Here is a 15,478-nt window from a genome sequence, read left to right on the forward strand (position 1 = left end):
CGGCGGCGATCGCCGGCATCGCGATCAGCGGCGAGCCGGAGGGGAGATGCGGCCCGGTCATCACCATGCTCCTCAGGAGGCGTCCGATGGCGGGTGCACGGCCCGTCCGGGATCATCTTACGGGTAGCCGCCGTCGGTGCCGGCGCGGTTCTACGCCGGACAACATACGGCCCCGGCGACCGGGACGGCGGTCTGCCGGGGCCGTATGGCCGGGGTGCGCTGGCGGTGCGCCTAGAACGGGTAGCGCTGGATCTCGCTCTGCATGGTGACCCACTGGGTCTCGGTGAAGGCTTCCAGGTTGGCGCGGGTGCCGCCGAAGCGTGCGCCGGTGCCCGAGGCACCCACCCCGCCGAAGGGCGCCACGGCTTCGTCGTCGACCGTCTGGTCGTTGATGTGCACGATGCCGCTGGGGATCCGGTCGGCCAGCTCCATGCCGCGCATGGGGTTCGCGGTGAGGACGCCCAGCGACAGGCCGTAATCGCCGGCGACGGCGATCTCGGCGGCCTCGTCGAGAGTGGAGAAGGGGACGACCGGCGCCACGGGCCCGAAGACCTCCTCCTCGAAGGCCGGGCTGCCGGGGGTGACGCGGTCCAGCACGGTGGGCCGGTAGTACCGGTCGTCGTAGGTGCCGCCGGCGCGCACGCGGGCGCCGGCCTCGACGCTGCGGGTGACGAGGTCGTGGATGTGGTCGCGCTGGCCGGCGTCGATGATCGGGCCCAGGGCGACGTCCTGGCGGACGGGGTCGCCGACGGTGAGCGCGTCGGCCTTGGCGGCCAGCTTCTCCGCGTACTCCTCGGCGAGCGACTCGTGCACCAGGTGGCGCCCGGTGGTCATGCAGATCTGGCCCTGGTGCAGGAACGATCCCCACGCGCCGGCCGAGGCCGCCCGGTCGACGTCGGCGTCGTCGAGCACGACCAGCGGCGAATTGCCGCCGAGCTCCAGGTGGGCGCGCTTGAGGTGGCGTCCGGCGGCCTCGCCGACCTTGCGGCCGGCGGCGGTGGAGCCGGTGAAGGAGATGACGGCGACGTTGGGGTCGGCCACGAGTCGGGCGCCGGCTTCGGCCCCGCCGGGCAGGACTTGCAGTACGCCTTCGGGCAGGCCGGCTTCGCGCAGGACTTCGGCGATCACGGCGCCGCCGGAGACGGCGGTACGCGGGTCGGGCTTGAGGATGACGGCGTTGCCCAGGGCCAGCGCCGGGGCGACCGAGCGCATGCCCAGGATCAGCGGGAAGTTGAAGGGGGCGATGACGCCGACGACGCCGGCCGGCACGCGGCGCGCCAGGCTCAGCCGCGGCTGGGCGCTGCGCAGCACTTCGCCGGTGGGCTGGGAGGCCAGCGCCGCGCACTCGTAGGACTCGGTCACGGCCAGGTGGGCTTCGAAACCGGCCTTGCCCGCCGCGGATCCGGCCTCGGCGCGCAGCCAGGAGGCGATCTCGTCGGTGTTGTCCTCGAAAACGGCGCCGGCGCGGCGCAGCACCGCGGCGCGCTCCTCGAAGGACCGGGCCGCCCAGTCCTTCTGGGCCGTGGCGGCGCGCTCGGCGGCCTCGGCGACGTCGGCGGCCCCGGCGTGGCCGATCAGGCCCAGTTCGTCGCCGGTGGCCGGCGAGGTGACCGGGGCGGTGCCGCCCTGGGCGGGCTGCCACGCGCCGGTGAAGACGTTGCCGCGCCACTGGCGGTCGTTGAGCAGTGTCATGGTCGCTCCTCGCGTCGAAGGATCACGGGCCGGGCGCGGCGGCGGTGTGCCGCCGCGCCCGGTGTGGCCGATCGGCGGGCGCCGACGCCCGCCGTGTTCGTGTGCGGCGCCCGCCCCACCGCGCTCGCGTGCCGCAGCAGGCGCTACCCGGCCCGGCCCGCCTCCTGCGGCCGGGCCGCCGCGGCCTGGGAGGCGTTGCGGATCTCGGCGTAGATGCGCGTCCGCAGTTCGGCGAAGCGGTGTTCGCCGCGGGTGTTGATCTGGTCGCGTTCGGCGGGCAGGTCGATGGTCACGTCGTCTTGGATGACCGTCGGCGAAGACGACATCACCAGGACGCGCTCGCCCAGGTAGACGGCTTCGTCGATGTCGTGGGTGACGAACAGGACCGTCATGGAGAACCGCTTCCACAGCGTGCGGATGAGGTCCTCCAGGTCCGCCCGGGTCTGGGCGTCGACCGCGGCGAAGGGCTCGTCCATGAGCAGAACGCGGGGCTCGTAGGCGATGGCGCGGGCGATGGCGACGCGCTGCTGCATGCCGCCGGAGAGCTGCCACGGGTAGGCGTCGGCCGACTTGAGCAGGCCCACGGCGTCGAGCGCTTCGTCGCTGAGCTCGCGGCGGCGCCGCTTGGGCAGCTTCTTCTCCTTGAGCGGCAGTTCGACGTTGTCGCGCACGCGCAGCCACGGGAACAGGCTGCGGCCGTACTCCTGGAAGACGACGGCCATGTCCGGAGGCGGCCCGGTGATGGAGTTCCCGGCCAGCACGACGCTGCCGGAGCTGGGGCGCATCAGTCCGGCGATGCACTTGAGCAGCGTCGTCTTGCCGCACCCGGAAGGCCCGACGAGGCAGGCCAGCTCTCCCTGGCCGAGTTCGAAGGTCAGGTCGCGCAGCGCCTCGACCTCGCCCTGCTGGCCCGGGTAGATCTTCTGCAGTCCGGTGACGTCGAGCATGGGTGCCTTCTCGTGCGGGGCGGTGGTCTCGGGTGCCGGTGCGGTCGGTGTGGTGGCCATGGTCGCGCTCACTCCCCGCGCGCCGCTGCGCGCACGCCGTTGTACCAGTACAAAACCCTGCGTTCCGCGAGGCCGAACAGCACGGAGAGCCCGAATCCGAGCAGGCCGAGCAGCAGGATGCCGCTCCACATCTCCGGGATGGCGAAGGTGCGCTGGAACTGGATGATCGTGTATCCCAGTCCGCTGCTGCTGGCGAACATCTCGCTGATCACCATCAGGATGATCGCGATCGACAGGCCCTGGCGCATGCCCGCCATGATCTGCGGGCTGGCGGAGCGCAGCACGAGCGTGGTCAGCCAGCGCCGGCCGCGGATGCCGTAGCAGCGGCAGGTGTCGGCCAGCACCGGATCGACGGCCCGCACTCCCTCGATGGTGTTGAGCAGGATGGGCCAGATGCATCCGGAGACGATCACCGCGAGTTTCATCGTGGTGTTGACACCGACGAACAGCATCAGCAACGGGACCAGCACCGGGGGCGGGATCGCGCGGAAGAACTCCAGGACGGGCTCCAGCAGCGCCCGCAGGCGGGCGGAGAGCCCGAGGACGATGCCCAGGGCCGCGCCGAGGACGGTGCCCAGGGCGAAGCCGCCGATCAGGCGTCCGATGCTGGGCAGCACGTCGGCTGCCAGTCGCTCGGTTCCCCAGACTTCGACGAAGGTCGCGGCGATCTCGCCGGGCGTGGGCAGGTAGTACAGGCCCGTCGCGAGGCTGGCGACCCACCAGATACCGATGAGCAGCAGCGGCAGCAGCACGATGTGCAAGACGCGCAGCACGATCCGGGCCGCGCCGGGGTTTCGCGCTGCGGTGCGCGCGGTGGTGCTTGCGGCGCTCACGCGTTCTCCTCTCCGCGGACCGAGGGATGCCAGCTCAGCGTCCGCCGCTCCAGTGCCCGCACGCCGACGTTGACGGCGACACCGAGGGCGCCGGTGGCGATGATGAGCGCGTAGACCAGCTCGGTCGCGTTGCTGTTCTTGGCGACGGAGATCTCCTGGCCCAGGCCGGGCGTGCCGATGACCAGCTGTCCGGTGATGGTCAGGATGAGCGCCACCGCCGCACCCAGGCGCAGCCCCGTCAGGACGTAGGGCAGTGCCGAGGGCCAGGCGACATAGCGCAGCCGCGCCAGCCGCCCGAGTCCGTAGGAGCGAGCGGTCTGCTCGGCGACCGGGTCGATGTCGGAGACCCCGTAGAGGACCTGGATGTAGATCTGCCAGAACGCCGCGTAGACCACGAGCAGCAGCGTCGAGGCCATGTCGGTGCCGTAGAGCAGGATCGCCAGCGGGATGAGCGCCACCGAGGGGATGGGGCGCAGGAACTCCACCGTCGAGGAGGTGAAGGCCCGCAGCACGGGGATCGATCCCACGACGAATCCCAGCAGAGCGGCGGCGGCGAAGGCGATGCCCAGGCCGATCGCCCACGTGAGCACGGTGTCGCCGACGGCGGTCCAGAACCGGGCGAGCACCAGCCGCTCGCCGAGCGTGGCGAGCACCTCCGAGGCCGGCGGCAGGAAGCGGGAGGGGACCAGGCCGATGCGCGGAACCGCTTCCCACAGCAGCAGGAAGCCGATGACTCCGATGGTCCCCAGCACGGCGCGGTCGGGCGGGCGGCGCAGAGTGCGGGGGCGTCCCCCCGCCCCGGAGGGACGGGCGGGGGGACGCGCGGTGTCGGCGGTAGCGGTCTTCATCGGAACAGGGCGTCCATGTCGGGCTGGGACTCGATGACGCCGTCGTGCATCATCAGGTCGGCGACCGACTGGGCGGGCTCCTGGTAGTTCTCGGTGGGCCAGCGCGGCAGGCGGATCTGGTCGATGGCTTCGGAGTCGAGCTCGGTATAGTCGCCGAGGATGTCGCGGGCCGCGTCCGGGTTGTCCTCGGCGTAGGTGAGGGACTCGTTGATGGCGGCGGTGAAGTCGTCCACCAGCTCGGGATCCTCGTTGATCATCTGCTCGGTGGTGAAGTAATAGGCCACCGACAGGTCGGGGTCGGCGTCGACGAAGTTGGAGGCGACCTCGGTGGCTCCGCCGTTGAGCGAGGAGGTCAGGAACGGCTCGACGACCCAGGCGGCGTCGACGTCGCCGCGGTCGAGAGCGGCCGGCATCTCTGGGAAGGGCAGCTCGACGAACTCCACGGTGTCGGAGTCGCCGCCGTCCTCGCGGATGGAGTTGCGGACGGTGGTGTCGCCGATGTTCTCCAGGTTGTTCACCGCGACGGTCTTGTCTTCGAGGTCCTTGGCATCGGTGATGTCGCTGCCTTCGGGCGCCACGACGCCGCCGAAGTCGGCGCCCTGCTCACCGGTGCTCGTGACGCCGTTGGAGACGATCGTCAGCGGCAGATCGTTGCTGCGCCCGACGATGATCGAGGTGATGTTGCCGAAGGCGAAGTCGTAGTCGCCGGAGACGACGCTGGGCACGGCCTGGGCGCCGCCCGTCGTGTTCTCGATCTCCAAGTCGATGCCGTGCTTGTCGAAGATGCCCTGGTCGGCGCCGAGGTGCAGGGGCGCGACGTCGACGATGGGGATCGCTCCGACGGTGACGGACTTGTTACCGCCGCCGTCGCCGTCGCCGCCTTCCTGGCCACCGCCGCCGCAGGCTGTGCTGGCGAGCAGTGTGACCACAGCGGCCACGGGCAGAGTCATCCGGCGCATGTTGGGTCTCCTGGTGGGTGAATAGTCGGGCACACGCCACTCACATCGACGCGAGTGGGGGATCATCCCCAGACCTCGGCAGCGGTCTCGACGATCAGCCGCAGCTTGGCGGCCTGCTCGTCGTGGGTGAGGTCGTTGCCTTCGGAGGTGCTGGAGAAACCGCACTGAGGGGCGAGGCAGAGCTGTTCGAGCGGGATGTAGCGGCTCGCTTCCTCGATGCGGCGCTTGAGGTCGTCCTTGCTCTCGAGGGCGCCGCGCTTGGTCGTGACCAGGCCCAGCGCCACGTACTTGCCCTGCGGGACGAAACGCAGGGGCTCGAACCCGCCGGAGCGGGCGTCGTCGAACTCGAGGAAGTAACCGTCGACGTCGAGGGTGCCGAACAGTTCCTCGGCGACGTAATCGTAGCCGCCCTCGGCCACCCAGGAGGAGCGGAAGTTGCCGCGGCACATGTGCGTGGTGACGCGCATGCCTTCGGGACGGCCCGCGAGGGCGGCGTTGAGCTGATCGATGTAGCGGCGGTGGATCGCGCCGCCGTCGTCGCCGCGCTCGTCGATCATGGCGCGCTGGCGCGGGTCGTTGAGGTAGGCGAGGCTGGTGTCGTCGAGCTGCAGGTAGGTGCAGCCCAGCTCGCCGATGCGGCGGATCTGTTCGGCGTAGGCGGCGGAGAGGTCGCGCCAGAAGTCCTCGGTGTCGGGGTAGACGCCGGGGTCGATGGAGGCCTGCCCGCCGCGGTAGTGGACCATGCTCGGCGAAGGGATGGTCAGCTTGGGCGTGGCGGTGGTGGCGGTGTCGCGCAGGAACGCGAAGTCGTCGGCGAAAATCGTGCGGTCCAGCCCGACGGTGCCGCTGACTTCCAGGGCGGCGGGGGTGAACTCGATGTCGCCCTGCTCGTTGTGGAAGGTGACGTTGAGGTCGCCGGGCGCCTTGGTGATCCCGCCGAGCTGGTAGATGAAGTCCATGTGCCAGGAAGCGCGCCGGAACTCGCCGTCGGTGGCCGAGGACAGCCCGGCTTCTTCCTGCATGCGGACGACGTCGCGGATCGCGTCGTCCTCGATCCGGCGCAACTCGTGATCGTCGAGCGCGCCTTCGGCGTGGCGGGAACGGGCGTCGAGCAGGCGGCGCGGACGCAGCAGGCTGCCCACGTGGTCGGCGCGGAAGGGCGGTTCGTCGCGGCCCCTGGCGGGGAGTGTCATCGTTCGCCGGTCTCCCTTCGGATCCTCGGTGCGCTCCGGCGCGGGGTGTCCGGCGCGTCGGGCACACCCGCTGGGGTGCTGCGGCACCGGGTCGGTACGGGCGGCGGACGGTGTCCGCCGCCGGGCTGCTCGCCGGAATGCGGCAATGGCCCGATCGCCCGCCACCGGGGGCGGTAGCCGCGGTCGAGTGCCTAGGCACCGTACCGCATCCACCCTCTGCTGTACGAAATACGAACAAGCGTTCTTCGAGCGAACGTAAGTGAGGGTGATCACCCACGTCAACCCCTACATAACGGATGACCCCACCGGTGGTACCCGCCGTCACCTGGGGCGCCGCTTGTTCGGTATGAGAACATCCCCCTAGGCGCCTGGACGCGGAGCGGTGCGCCGCGCACCCCGCGCAGCCTGAAGCGCCGCCGAAACCGAAGGGAACAGAACATGAGCACGGACCTCACCGACACCGGCGCGCAGCCCAAGGGCGAACACTACGTGCAGTCGCTGGAGCGCGGTCTGGCCGTGATCCGCGCCTTCACCTCGCAGAGCCCGACGATGACGCTCAGTGAGGTCGCGCGAGGCACCGGGCTCACCCGCGCCGCGGCCCGCCGCTTCCTGCTCACTCTGGTCGACATGGGCTACGTGCGCACCGACGGCCGGCTTTTCTCGCTGACGCCGCGGGTGCTGGAGCTGGGGTATGCCTACCTGTCTTCGGCCGGACTTCCCGAGGTCGCCCAGCCGCACTTGGAGCGGCTGGCCGCGGAACTGCACGAGTCCTCCTCGGTATCGGTGCTCGACGGCGGCGACGTCGTCTACGTGGCCCGGGTGTCCACCTCGCGGATCATGAACGTGGCGATCAACGTCGGCACCCGCTTCCCGGCGTATGCGACGTCGATGGGGCGGGTGCTGCTGGCGGGCCGACCGGTCGACGAGCTCGACGCCTACCTGGACGGCACCGACCTGGCGCGGCTGACCGCTTACACGCTGACGACGCCCGGCCGGCTGCGCGCCGAGATCGAACGGGTGCGCAACCAGGGATGGTCGCTGGTCGACCAGGAGCTGGAGGAAGGGCTGCGCTCGGTGGCCGCACCCGTGCGCGACCGCGAGGGCCGGGTGGTCGCGGCGGTCAACGTCTCGGCGCACGCCAGCCGGTCCTCGGTGGAGGACATCCGGCGCGACCTGCTGCCCGCGCTACTGGCCTCGGCCGCGCGCATCGAGGCCGACCTGGAGATCTCCCAGCGAGCGTCGGGCCACCTCTGACGCCCGCCGCGGCGCCCTTCTTTCCGGCCGCCGCCCGCTCGGGCCACTGCGCTCCGCTCCACCGGCCCACCCGGCGCCACCGCTGGGCCCCGCCGCGCCGCGCCGCCGCCGAGGGCACGCCCGGAGCACCCGCGGCCCGCACAGTCCCGCACCCCGCGCCGATCGCACCGCCCCCTGCGGCGGCCCCGCGTCCCCCCGAACCGCCCGGCGCCGTGATCACCGAGGGTCGCCCCGCCGCTGGATTCCCGCGCACCGCCTGCTCACCCAGGGTCGTTCGCACCGGGGTCATCCGGTCTTGACCCATGGGATGACTGTCGGCAATGATGTGCGTATTAAGAACATCCATTCGGCATACGAACAGATTTGGATCCGCTTATGATCGTGCCGCTGGACGAGGGTGTACGCGAACTCGTCGGCGACTCGGACACGGTCGCGCTGGAGGGCTTCACCCACCTGATCCCGGTGGCCGCCGGCCACGAGATCATCCGGCAGGGCAGGCGCGACCTCACTCTGGCCCGCATGACCCCCGACATCGTCTACGACCAGCTGATCGGTGCGGGCTGCGCCGCGAAACTCGTCTTCTCCTGGGGCGGCAACCCCGGAGTGGGCTCCCTCCACCGGTTCCGCGACGCCATCCAGCACGGCTGGCCCCGCCCCCTGGAGATCGAGGAGCACAGCCACGCGGGCATGGCCAACCGCTACGTCGCCGGAGCCTCCGGCCTCCCCTTCGCGGTACTGCGCGGCTACGCCGGAACCGACCTCGTCGGCCAGACCGAGACCATCAAAACCGTCGAGTGCCCCTTCACCGGCGAGCACCTGGCCGCCGTCCCCGCCCTCAACCCCGACGTCGCGATCGTGCACGCCCAGCGGGCCGACCGCCACGGCAACGTCCAGCTCTGGGGCATCACCGGCATCCAGAAGGAGGCCGTGCTGGCCGCCGAGCGGTCCCTGGTCACCGTCGAGGAGATCGTCGACGAACTCGACCCCGTCCCCGGCCAGGTGATCCTGCCCGCCCGCGTCGTCAGCGCGGTGTCGGTCGTCCCCGGCGGCTCCCGCCCCTCCTACGCCCACGGTTACTACGCCCGGGACAACGGCGCTTACCAGGACTGGGACGTCGTCAGCCGCGAGCGCGAGAAGTTCGCCGCATGGCTGAAGGACGACGTGGGCGCCGACGCCCCGCTGCCCGGAAAGGCAGGATGAGATGACGACAGCGACCGGCTATACCTCGGACGAGATGATGACGGTGGCCGCCGCCCACGCCCTGACCTCCGAGATGGCCTGCTTCGTAGGCATCGGCCTACCCAGCACCGCCGCCAACCTCGCCTGCCGCACCCACGCGCGGGACCTGTGGATGATCTACGAGTCGGGAACCCTGGGCACCCGCCCCGACACGCTTCCGCTGTCCATCGGCGACGGCGTGCTCGCCGAAACCGCCGACACCGTCGTCTCGGTGCCCGAAGTCTTCAACTACTGGCTCCAACCGGGCCGCATCGACGTCGGCTTCCTCGGCGCAGCCCAGATCGACCGCTACGCCAACATCAACACCACCGTCATCGGCGACTACGCCGACCCCAAGGTGCGCCTTCCCGGCGCCGGCGGCGCGCCCGAGATCGCCGCGTCCTGCCGTGAGGTCGTCGTGATCGTCCGCCAGAGCGCACGCACCTTCGTGGACCGCGCCGACTTCGTGACGTCGGTCGGCCACGGCCGCGGCCCCGGCGACCGCGACCGCCTGGGGCTGCGCGGCGCCGGCCCCACCCGCGTCATCACCGACCTGGGCGTACTCAAACCCGACCCCGGCACCCGGGAACTGACCCTGGTGCAGCTGCACGCGGGCGTCACCGTCGACGACGTCCGCGCCGCCACCGGCTGGGAACTGGCCGTCTCCCCCGACCTGGCCACCACCCCCGAGCCCACAGCCGAAGAGCTGGCAGTGCTGCGTTCGCTGACCGGGCGGGACTAGAGGACCAGGGAAAGCACCGGGAAACCGGGGAGCGGACCCGCGGCGGGTACACGGGACTGATAAGCAGTGTTGCACCGGCGATACGCCCCACAGGCCGCAGGACGCGGCGAGCCGAGCCGGGCGGCGGCGCGCGTCGCCGCCCCCCGCCGGCTCCTCCCCCGGCACCCGCTCGGCGGCTCCGCCCGCTCGTAGCAGAAAGGCCCGCAATGACCGACGTATACGTCCTGGACGCGGTGCGCACCCCGTTCGGCAAGCACGGCGGCGCGCTCGCCGGGGTGCGCCCCGACGACCTCGCCGCCCACGCCGTCCGCGGCCTCGTCGAACGCACACCCGGGCTCGACCCCGCCGCCGTCGACGACGTCTACTTCGGCGACGCCAACGGCGCCGGCGAGGACAACCGCAACGTCGCCCGCATGGCCGCGCTGCTGGCCGGGCTGCCCACGTCCGTGCCCGGCGCCACGCTGAACCGGCTGTGCGGGTCGGGGCTGGAGGCCGTCATCGCCGCCAACCGCGCGGTCGCGGTCGACGACGCCTCACTGATCCTGGCCGGCGGCGTGGAGTCGATGAGCCGCGCGCCCTGGGTGCTGCCCAAGCCCGCCAAGGGCTTCCCCGCCGGGCACGAGACACTGCACTCCACGACACTGGGCTGGCGCATGGTCAACCCGGCCATGCCCGCGGAGTGGACCGTCTCGCTGGGCGAGTGCACCGAGCAGATCGCCGAGCAGTACGGCATCGAGCGTTCCGAGCAGGACGCGTTCGCGCTGCGCAGTCACACCAAGGCCGCCGAGGCCTGGAGCAAGGGCGTCTTCGACGCCGAGATCGTGCCGGTGCCCGGCGTCGACCTCGCGCGCGACGAAAGCGTCCGCGACACCTCGCTGGACAAGCTCGCCGGGCTCAAGCCGGCGTTCCGCCCCGACGGCACCGTCACCGCCGGCAACTCCTCGCCGCTCAACGACGGCGCGGCCGCCCTGCTGATCGGCGGCGAGCAGGCCGCCGCGGCCACCGGAGCCGCGCCGCTGGCGCGTATCGTCAGCCGCGGCGTCGCCGGAGTGGAGCCGCACCGCTTCGGCGTCGGACCGGTGGAGGCCGCCGAGACCGCGCTGTCGCGCGCGGGCATCGGCTGGGACGACCTTTCGGCCGTCGAACTCAACGAGGCCTTCGCCGCCCAATCGCTGGCCTGCCTGCGGCGCTGGCCCGGCCTGGACCCGGAGATCGTCAACCCCAACGGCGGCGCCATCGCCATCGGCCACCCGCTCGGCGCCTCCGGCGCGCGGATCCTGGGCTCGCTCGCCCACGAACTGCACCGCCGCGGCGGCGGATGGGGACTGGCCGCGATCTGCATCGGCGTAGGCCAGGGCCTCGCCGTGGTGCTGCACGCCTGACGACGCGCAGCCGGGCCCGAACCGGAACCGGGCCCACTCCGCACCCGTTCGAGCACAGGCAGGAGGAACAGGAGCCATGAGCACCGATCCGCGCACCGGCGCGGTCCCGCTCGCGGCCGGATACCGGCGCGACCACGAGGTGCACCCTCCGCTGGACTACCCCGGATATGCCAGCACCGCTCTGCGCCACCCCAAGCGGCCGCTGCAGCTGCTTCCGCACATGCTGACGGAGGTCACCGGCCCGGTTCTGGGCGAGGACCGCATCGGTGAGACCGACAACGACCTCACCGCCCAGCACGAGGCCGAACCCCAGGGCCAGCGCATCATCGTCCACGGGCAGGTGCGCGACGGCGACGGCACACCCGTCCCGCACACGCTGATCGAGATCTGGCAGGCCAACGCCGGCGGCCGCTACCGCCACACCGGCGACAACTGGCCCTGCCCGCTGGACCCGAACTTCTCCGGCGTGGGACGCACGCTCACCGACGAGAACGGCCGCTACCGGTTCGTCACCATCCGGCCGGGCGCCTACCCGTGGGGCAACCACGACAACGCCTGGCGGCCCGCCCACATCCACTTCTCGCTGTTCGGCCGGGCATTCACCCAGCGCCTGGTCACCCAGATGTACTTCCCCGGGGATCCGCTGTTCTTCCAGGACCCCATGTGGAACTCCATTCCCGACGAGAAGGCCCGGCAGCGGCTGGTGGCCCGGTTCGACTACGCCAACACGGCGCCCGAGTGGGCGCTGGCCTTCGAGTGGGACATCGTGCTGCGCGGGCGCGAATCCACCGTCTTCGAGTCGGAAGCGGACGACGACTGATGAGCAACGGCGCAACCACCCCTTCCCAGACCGTCGGCCCCTACCTGCACATCGGGCTGCCCTGGGCCGACGGACCCTACGCGCTGGCCGAAAGCGCCGACGGGGGGATCTGGATCCGCGGAACGCTCTACGACGGCGCCGGAGACCCGGTCCCCGACGGCCTGATCGAGACCTGGCAGGCCGATCCCGACGGCCGGTTCGACCACCCCGACGATCCGCGCGGCGCCCGGTCCTGGCCCGGCTTCCGCGGTTTCGGGCGGTGCGAGACCGACGCCGCCGGCCGCTTCGGGATCCGCACGCTCAAACCGGGGCCCGTTCCGGGCGCGGACGGGGCGCTGCAGGCCCCCCACATCGACGTGTCGGTGTTCGCGCGGGGCATGCTCCACCGGACCGTCACCCGCATCTACTTCCCCGAGGAGACCCGGGCCAACGCCGCCGATCCGGTGCTGGCGGCGGTGCCCGAGAGCCTGCGCGCCACCCTCGTAGCGCGGGCCGCCGAGGACGGCGCCGGCAGCGCGAGCGAAGCAGGGGACTACGTCTTCGACATCCGCCTGCAGGGTAGCGGCGAGACGGTGTTCTTCGATATCTGACCTGCGGGGACGGGCCCGTGCGGGCGGACACGCGGGGCACGGCCGAGGCGGGACGACGGGCCCACGGGCCCACGTGGTGACGGAAGCGAGCGAGGAACCGTGAACGAGGACAGCGGTGCGGCGGAAGGCCTCTTCGGAGGCGTCTTCGGCCGCGGCGGGATCGGCGCCGAGACCGGTGACCGGGCGTGGTTGCGGGCGCTGCTGGACGCCGAGGCGGCGCTCGCGCGCGCCCACGCCCGTGTCGGGCTCATCGCCCCCGAGCACGCTGCCGCCATCACCGCGGCGTGCGTACCGGAGAACTTCGACGCCGACCGGTTGGGGGCGGACGCGGCCGGGGCCGGCAACCCGGTCGTGCCGCTGGTGGCGGAACTGACCCGGCAGGTGGGCGGCGACGCCGCGCGCCGCATCCACTACGGCGCCACCAGCCAGGACATCATGGACACCGCGGCCATGCTCGTCAGCCGCCGCGCGGGCGCGGTCGTGGCCGGCCGCGCCGCGTCGGCGGGCGAGCGCCTGGCGGAGCTGGCCGCCCAGCACCGCACCACCGTGATGGCCGGGCGCACCCTGCTCCAGCAGGCGCTGCCGACCACCTTCGGCGCGGTGGCCGCCGGCTGGCTCGAAGGGCTGGAGACCGCGGCCGCACGGTTGGCGGAGGTACTCCGGCACCGGGCCGCCGCGCAGCTGGGCGGTGCGGCCGGAACCCTGGCGTCGCTGGGCGCCGACGGCCCGGCGGCGGCCGCGGCCTTCGCCGAGGAGGCGGGACTGGCCGAGCCGGAGCTGCCCTGGCACACCGAGCGCGGCCGCATCGCCGACATCGCCGCGGCCCTGGGCCGGGTCTGCGGCGCGGCGGGCAAGCCCGCCGGCGACATCGTGCTGCTGGCCCAGACCGAAGTCGCCGAGGTCGAGGAGTTCGGCGGCTCCGGTGTCGGCGGCTCCTCCACACTCCCGCACAAGCGCAACCCCATCGCCGCGGTCTCGGCCGCCGCCTGCGCCGAGCAGGCCCCGGGGCTGGTGTCGACGCTCTTCGCCGCCCAGGTCCAGCAGCACCAGCGGGCAGCCGGCGCCTGGCACGCCGAGTGGCCGACACTGACCCGGCTGCTGGAGGCCGCCGGTTCGGCCGCGGCCTGGCTGGACACGTCGCTGGAGCGGCTCGCGGTGCGCCCCGAGGCCATGCGCGCCAATCTGGCGGCCTCGGGCGGCTTCCCCATGGCCGAACGCGTCACCGCCGACCTCGCCGACGAGCTGGGCCGCGCCCGGGCCCACGAACAGGTCGGCGAGGCCTGCCGGGAAGCGGCCCGCACCGGAGACGCGTTGGCAGCGGTGCTCGCCGCCCGCCTGGAAGGGCGCCGCGACCGCGCCGCGATCGACGCGCTGCTCGACCCGGCGGGCTACCTCGGCTCGGCCCCCGACCTGGTGGACCGGGCGCTGGCCGCCCGTGCCCGCCGCACCGGAACGCGAGCGCCGTCCTGATGGCGCACCCGCCGCGGCACCCGCACCGGCCACCGGGGCGGGTGCGGTGCGGCTCCGCACCGCCGCACCCCCGTTCGACCCGCTGGAGGAGACCGTGAGCGTCGACGTGCACCACGTCGTCCAGGGCCCGCGCGACGCGCCGCTGCTCGTGCTGTCGGGATCGCTCGGCAGCACGCTTCAGATGTGGCGGCCCCAGATCGACGCGCTGTCGCAGGACTTTCGCGTCGTGGCCTACGACACCCGCGGCCACGGCGGCTCGCCCGTCCCGGCGGGCCCCTACAGCCTGGCGGACCTGGGCGGCGACGTGCTGCGCCTGCTGGACCGGCTCGGCGCCGAGCGCGCCCACTTCGCCGGGTTGTCGCTGGGCGGCATGACGGGCATGTGGCTCGCCGCTCGCGCGCCCGAGCGCATCGACCGGCTGGCGCTGCTGTGCACGGCGCCGCACCTGGAGCCCGACGGGTGGCGCCGGCGGGCGGAGACCGTGCGCGACGAGGGCACCGGCGCCGTGGCCGACGGGGTCGTGCAGCGCTGGTTCACCCCCGGTTACGCCGAGCGGGAGCCCGGCGTAGCCGAACGCATGCGCGCCATGGTGGCCGGCACCCCCGCCGAGGGCTACGCGGGCTGCTGCGCCGCCATCCAGCACATGGACCTGCGCCCCGACCTGCCGCGCGTCGCCGCGCCTACCCTGGTGGTCGCCGGCGCCGACGACCCCGCCACCCCGCCCGAGCACGCCGAGCGCATCGCCGCCGCCGTGCCGCATGCGCGGCTGCACCGGGTCGACGGCGCCCACTTGGCCAGCTGGGAGTCCGCCGACGCGGTCACCGGCCTGCTGCGGACCCACTTCGGCGGGGGCGACGACACACCGACCACGACGGAGAAGAACCGATGAGCACGGACGAGACCCGCGCCACCGACGACGCCTCCCGCCGCGACGCGGGCATGCGGGTGCGCCGCGAGGTGCTGGGCGAGGCCCACGTGGACCGCGCCGAAGCCGCCAAGACCGGCTTCACCGAGCCCTTCCAGGACCTGATCACCCGGTACGCGTGGGGCGAGATCTGGAACCGGGAGGGTCTGGACCGCCGCACGCGCAGCTGCATGGTGCTGACCGCGCTGACCGCCGGAGGCCATTGGGACGAGCTCGGCATGCACGTGCGGGCCGCCGTGGGCAACGGGCTCACCCGCGACGAGATCGCCGAGGTGTTCCTTCAGGCGGCGATCTACTGCGGCGTGCCCGCCGCCAACAAGGCCTTCGGCATCGCCCAGCGCGTTCTGGACGAGCTCGGAGAACACGACGGACAGTGACACCGGGGCCGGCGGACGCCGGTCCCGGTGTCCGCAGGCCGCTCCGCGGACGGCGCGGGCCGGAACGGCCGCCCCGCCCCCGGTAAGCGCCCGCGCACCCGTCCGTGACCACCGCCCCACCCGCTTTCTCCTCGAAGGGAGGCAAGCGGCGCGCCGCAGCCGGGCCGG

15 protein-coding genes are annotated in these 15,478 nt (G+C 72.7%); 9 read left to right on the plus strand and 6 right to left on the minus strand.

Annotated features, from left to right (window positions below; all coding sequences use genetic code 11):
- Positions 1-231: 231 nt before the first annotated feature.
- The 6 genes from HNR25_RS04160 to HNR25_RS04185 form a co-directional block, all read right to left on the minus strand.
- Positions 232-1,692 carry a benzaldehyde dehydrogenase gene (locus HNR25_RS04160; protein ID WP_184633403.1) on the minus strand — a complete coding sequence of 487 codons (1,461 nt, stop codon included), beginning with the start codon at positions 1,690-1,692 and terminating at the stop codon, positions 232-234.
- A 143-nt stretch (positions 1,693-1,835) separates the two neighbouring features.
- On the minus strand, positions 1,836-2,639 hold the full coding sequence (locus HNR25_RS04165) for an ABC transporter ATP-binding protein (RefSeq protein ID WP_184638813.1): 804 nt from the start codon (positions 2,637-2,639) through the stop codon (positions 1,836-1,838).
- 68 nt (positions 2,640-2,707) lie between these two features.
- On the minus strand, positions 2,708-3,532 hold the full coding sequence (locus tag HNR25_RS04170; protein ID WP_184633404.1) for an ABC transporter permease: 825 nt from the start codon (positions 3,530-3,532) through the stop codon (positions 2,708-2,710).
- A complete protein-coding gene (locus HNR25_RS04175) occupies positions 3,529-4,380 on the minus strand; it encodes an ABC transporter permease (RefSeq protein WP_184633405.1) in 852 nt (283 codons plus the stop codon). The genes HNR25_RS04170 and HNR25_RS04175 overlap by 4 nt, the downstream gene beginning before the upstream one ends.
- Positions 4,377-5,339, minus strand: a complete 963-nt coding sequence (locus HNR25_RS04180; RefSeq protein ID WP_184633406.1) for an ABC transporter substrate-binding protein — start codon at positions 5,337-5,339, stop codon at positions 4,377-4,379. The genes HNR25_RS04175 and HNR25_RS04180 overlap by 4 nt, the downstream gene beginning before the upstream one ends.
- A 62-nt stretch (positions 5,340-5,401) precedes the next feature.
- Positions 5,402-6,532, minus strand: a complete 1,131-nt coding sequence (locus tag HNR25_RS04185; protein ID WP_184633407.1) for a 5-methyltetrahydropteroyltriglutamate--homocysteine S-methyltransferase — start codon at positions 6,530-6,532, stop codon at positions 5,402-5,404.
- A 438-nt stretch (positions 6,533-6,970) separates the two neighbouring features.
- On the opposite strand from HNR25_RS04185, the gene HNR25_RS04190 reads away from it, so the two are divergent.
- The 9 genes from HNR25_RS04190 to pcaC all read left to right on the plus strand — a co-directional run bounded on the left by HNR25_RS04190 (position 6,971) and on the right by pcaC (position 15,310).
- Positions 6,971-7,786, plus strand: coding sequence for an IclR family transcriptional regulator domain-containing protein (locus tag HNR25_RS04190; RefSeq protein WP_184633408.1), 816 nt, complete (start codon positions 6,971-6,973; stop codon positions 7,784-7,786).
- Positions 7,787-8,161: 375 nt separating this feature from the next.
- Positions 8,162-8,986 (plus strand): CoA transferase subunit A, encoded by an 825-nt coding sequence (locus HNR25_RS04195; protein WP_184633409.1) that lies wholly within the window; start codon positions 8,162-8,164, stop codon positions 8,984-8,986.
- A 1-nt stretch (position 8,987) separates the two neighbouring features.
- The gene (locus HNR25_RS04200) at positions 8,988-9,746 is read left to right on the plus strand and encodes a CoA-transferase subunit beta (protein ID WP_184633410.1); all 759 of its coding nucleotides are present in this window, start codon (positions 8,988-8,990) and stop codon (positions 9,744-9,746) included.
- A gap of 206 nt (positions 9,747-9,952) precedes the next feature.
- A complete protein-coding gene (locus HNR25_RS04205; RefSeq protein ID WP_184633411.1) occupies positions 9,953-11,128 on the plus strand; it encodes a thiolase family protein in 1,176 nt (391 codons plus the stop codon).
- Positions 11,129-11,204: 76 nt separating this feature from the next.
- A complete protein-coding gene (gene pcaH / locus HNR25_RS04210; protein WP_184633412.1) occupies positions 11,205-11,948 on the plus strand; it encodes a protocatechuate 3,4-dioxygenase subunit beta in 744 nt (247 codons plus the stop codon).
- A complete protein-coding gene (pcaG, locus tag HNR25_RS04215; RefSeq protein ID WP_184633413.1) occupies positions 11,948-12,538 on the plus strand; it encodes a protocatechuate 3,4-dioxygenase subunit alpha in 591 nt (196 codons plus the stop codon). Before pcaH ends, pcaG begins: the two co-directional genes overlap by 1 nt.
- 99 nt (positions 12,539-12,637) lie before the next feature.
- On the plus strand, positions 12,638-14,008 hold the full coding sequence (gene pcaB / locus HNR25_RS04220) for a 3-carboxy-cis,cis-muconate cycloisomerase (protein ID WP_184633414.1): 1,371 nt from the start codon (positions 12,638-12,640) through the stop codon (positions 14,006-14,008).
- Between the two features lie 46 nt (positions 14,009-14,054).
- The gene (gene pcaD, locus HNR25_RS04225) at positions 14,055-14,897 is read left to right on the plus strand and encodes a 3-oxoadipate enol-lactonase (RefSeq protein WP_376767456.1); all 843 of its coding nucleotides are present in this window, start codon (positions 14,055-14,057) and stop codon (positions 14,895-14,897) included.
- Positions 14,894-15,310, plus strand: a complete 417-nt coding sequence (gene pcaC / locus HNR25_RS04230) for a 4-carboxymuconolactone decarboxylase (protein ID WP_184633415.1) — start codon at positions 14,894-14,896, stop codon at positions 15,308-15,310. Before pcaD ends, pcaC begins: the two co-directional genes overlap by 4 nt.
- The last annotated feature ends 168 nt before the right edge of the window (positions 15,311-15,478 follow it).

It is taken from the genome of Streptomonospora salina (assembly GCF_014204715.1).
In the GTDB taxonomy this organism is placed as follows: domain Bacteria; phylum Actinomycetota; class Actinomycetes; order Streptosporangiales; family Streptosporangiaceae; genus Streptomonospora; species Streptomonospora salina.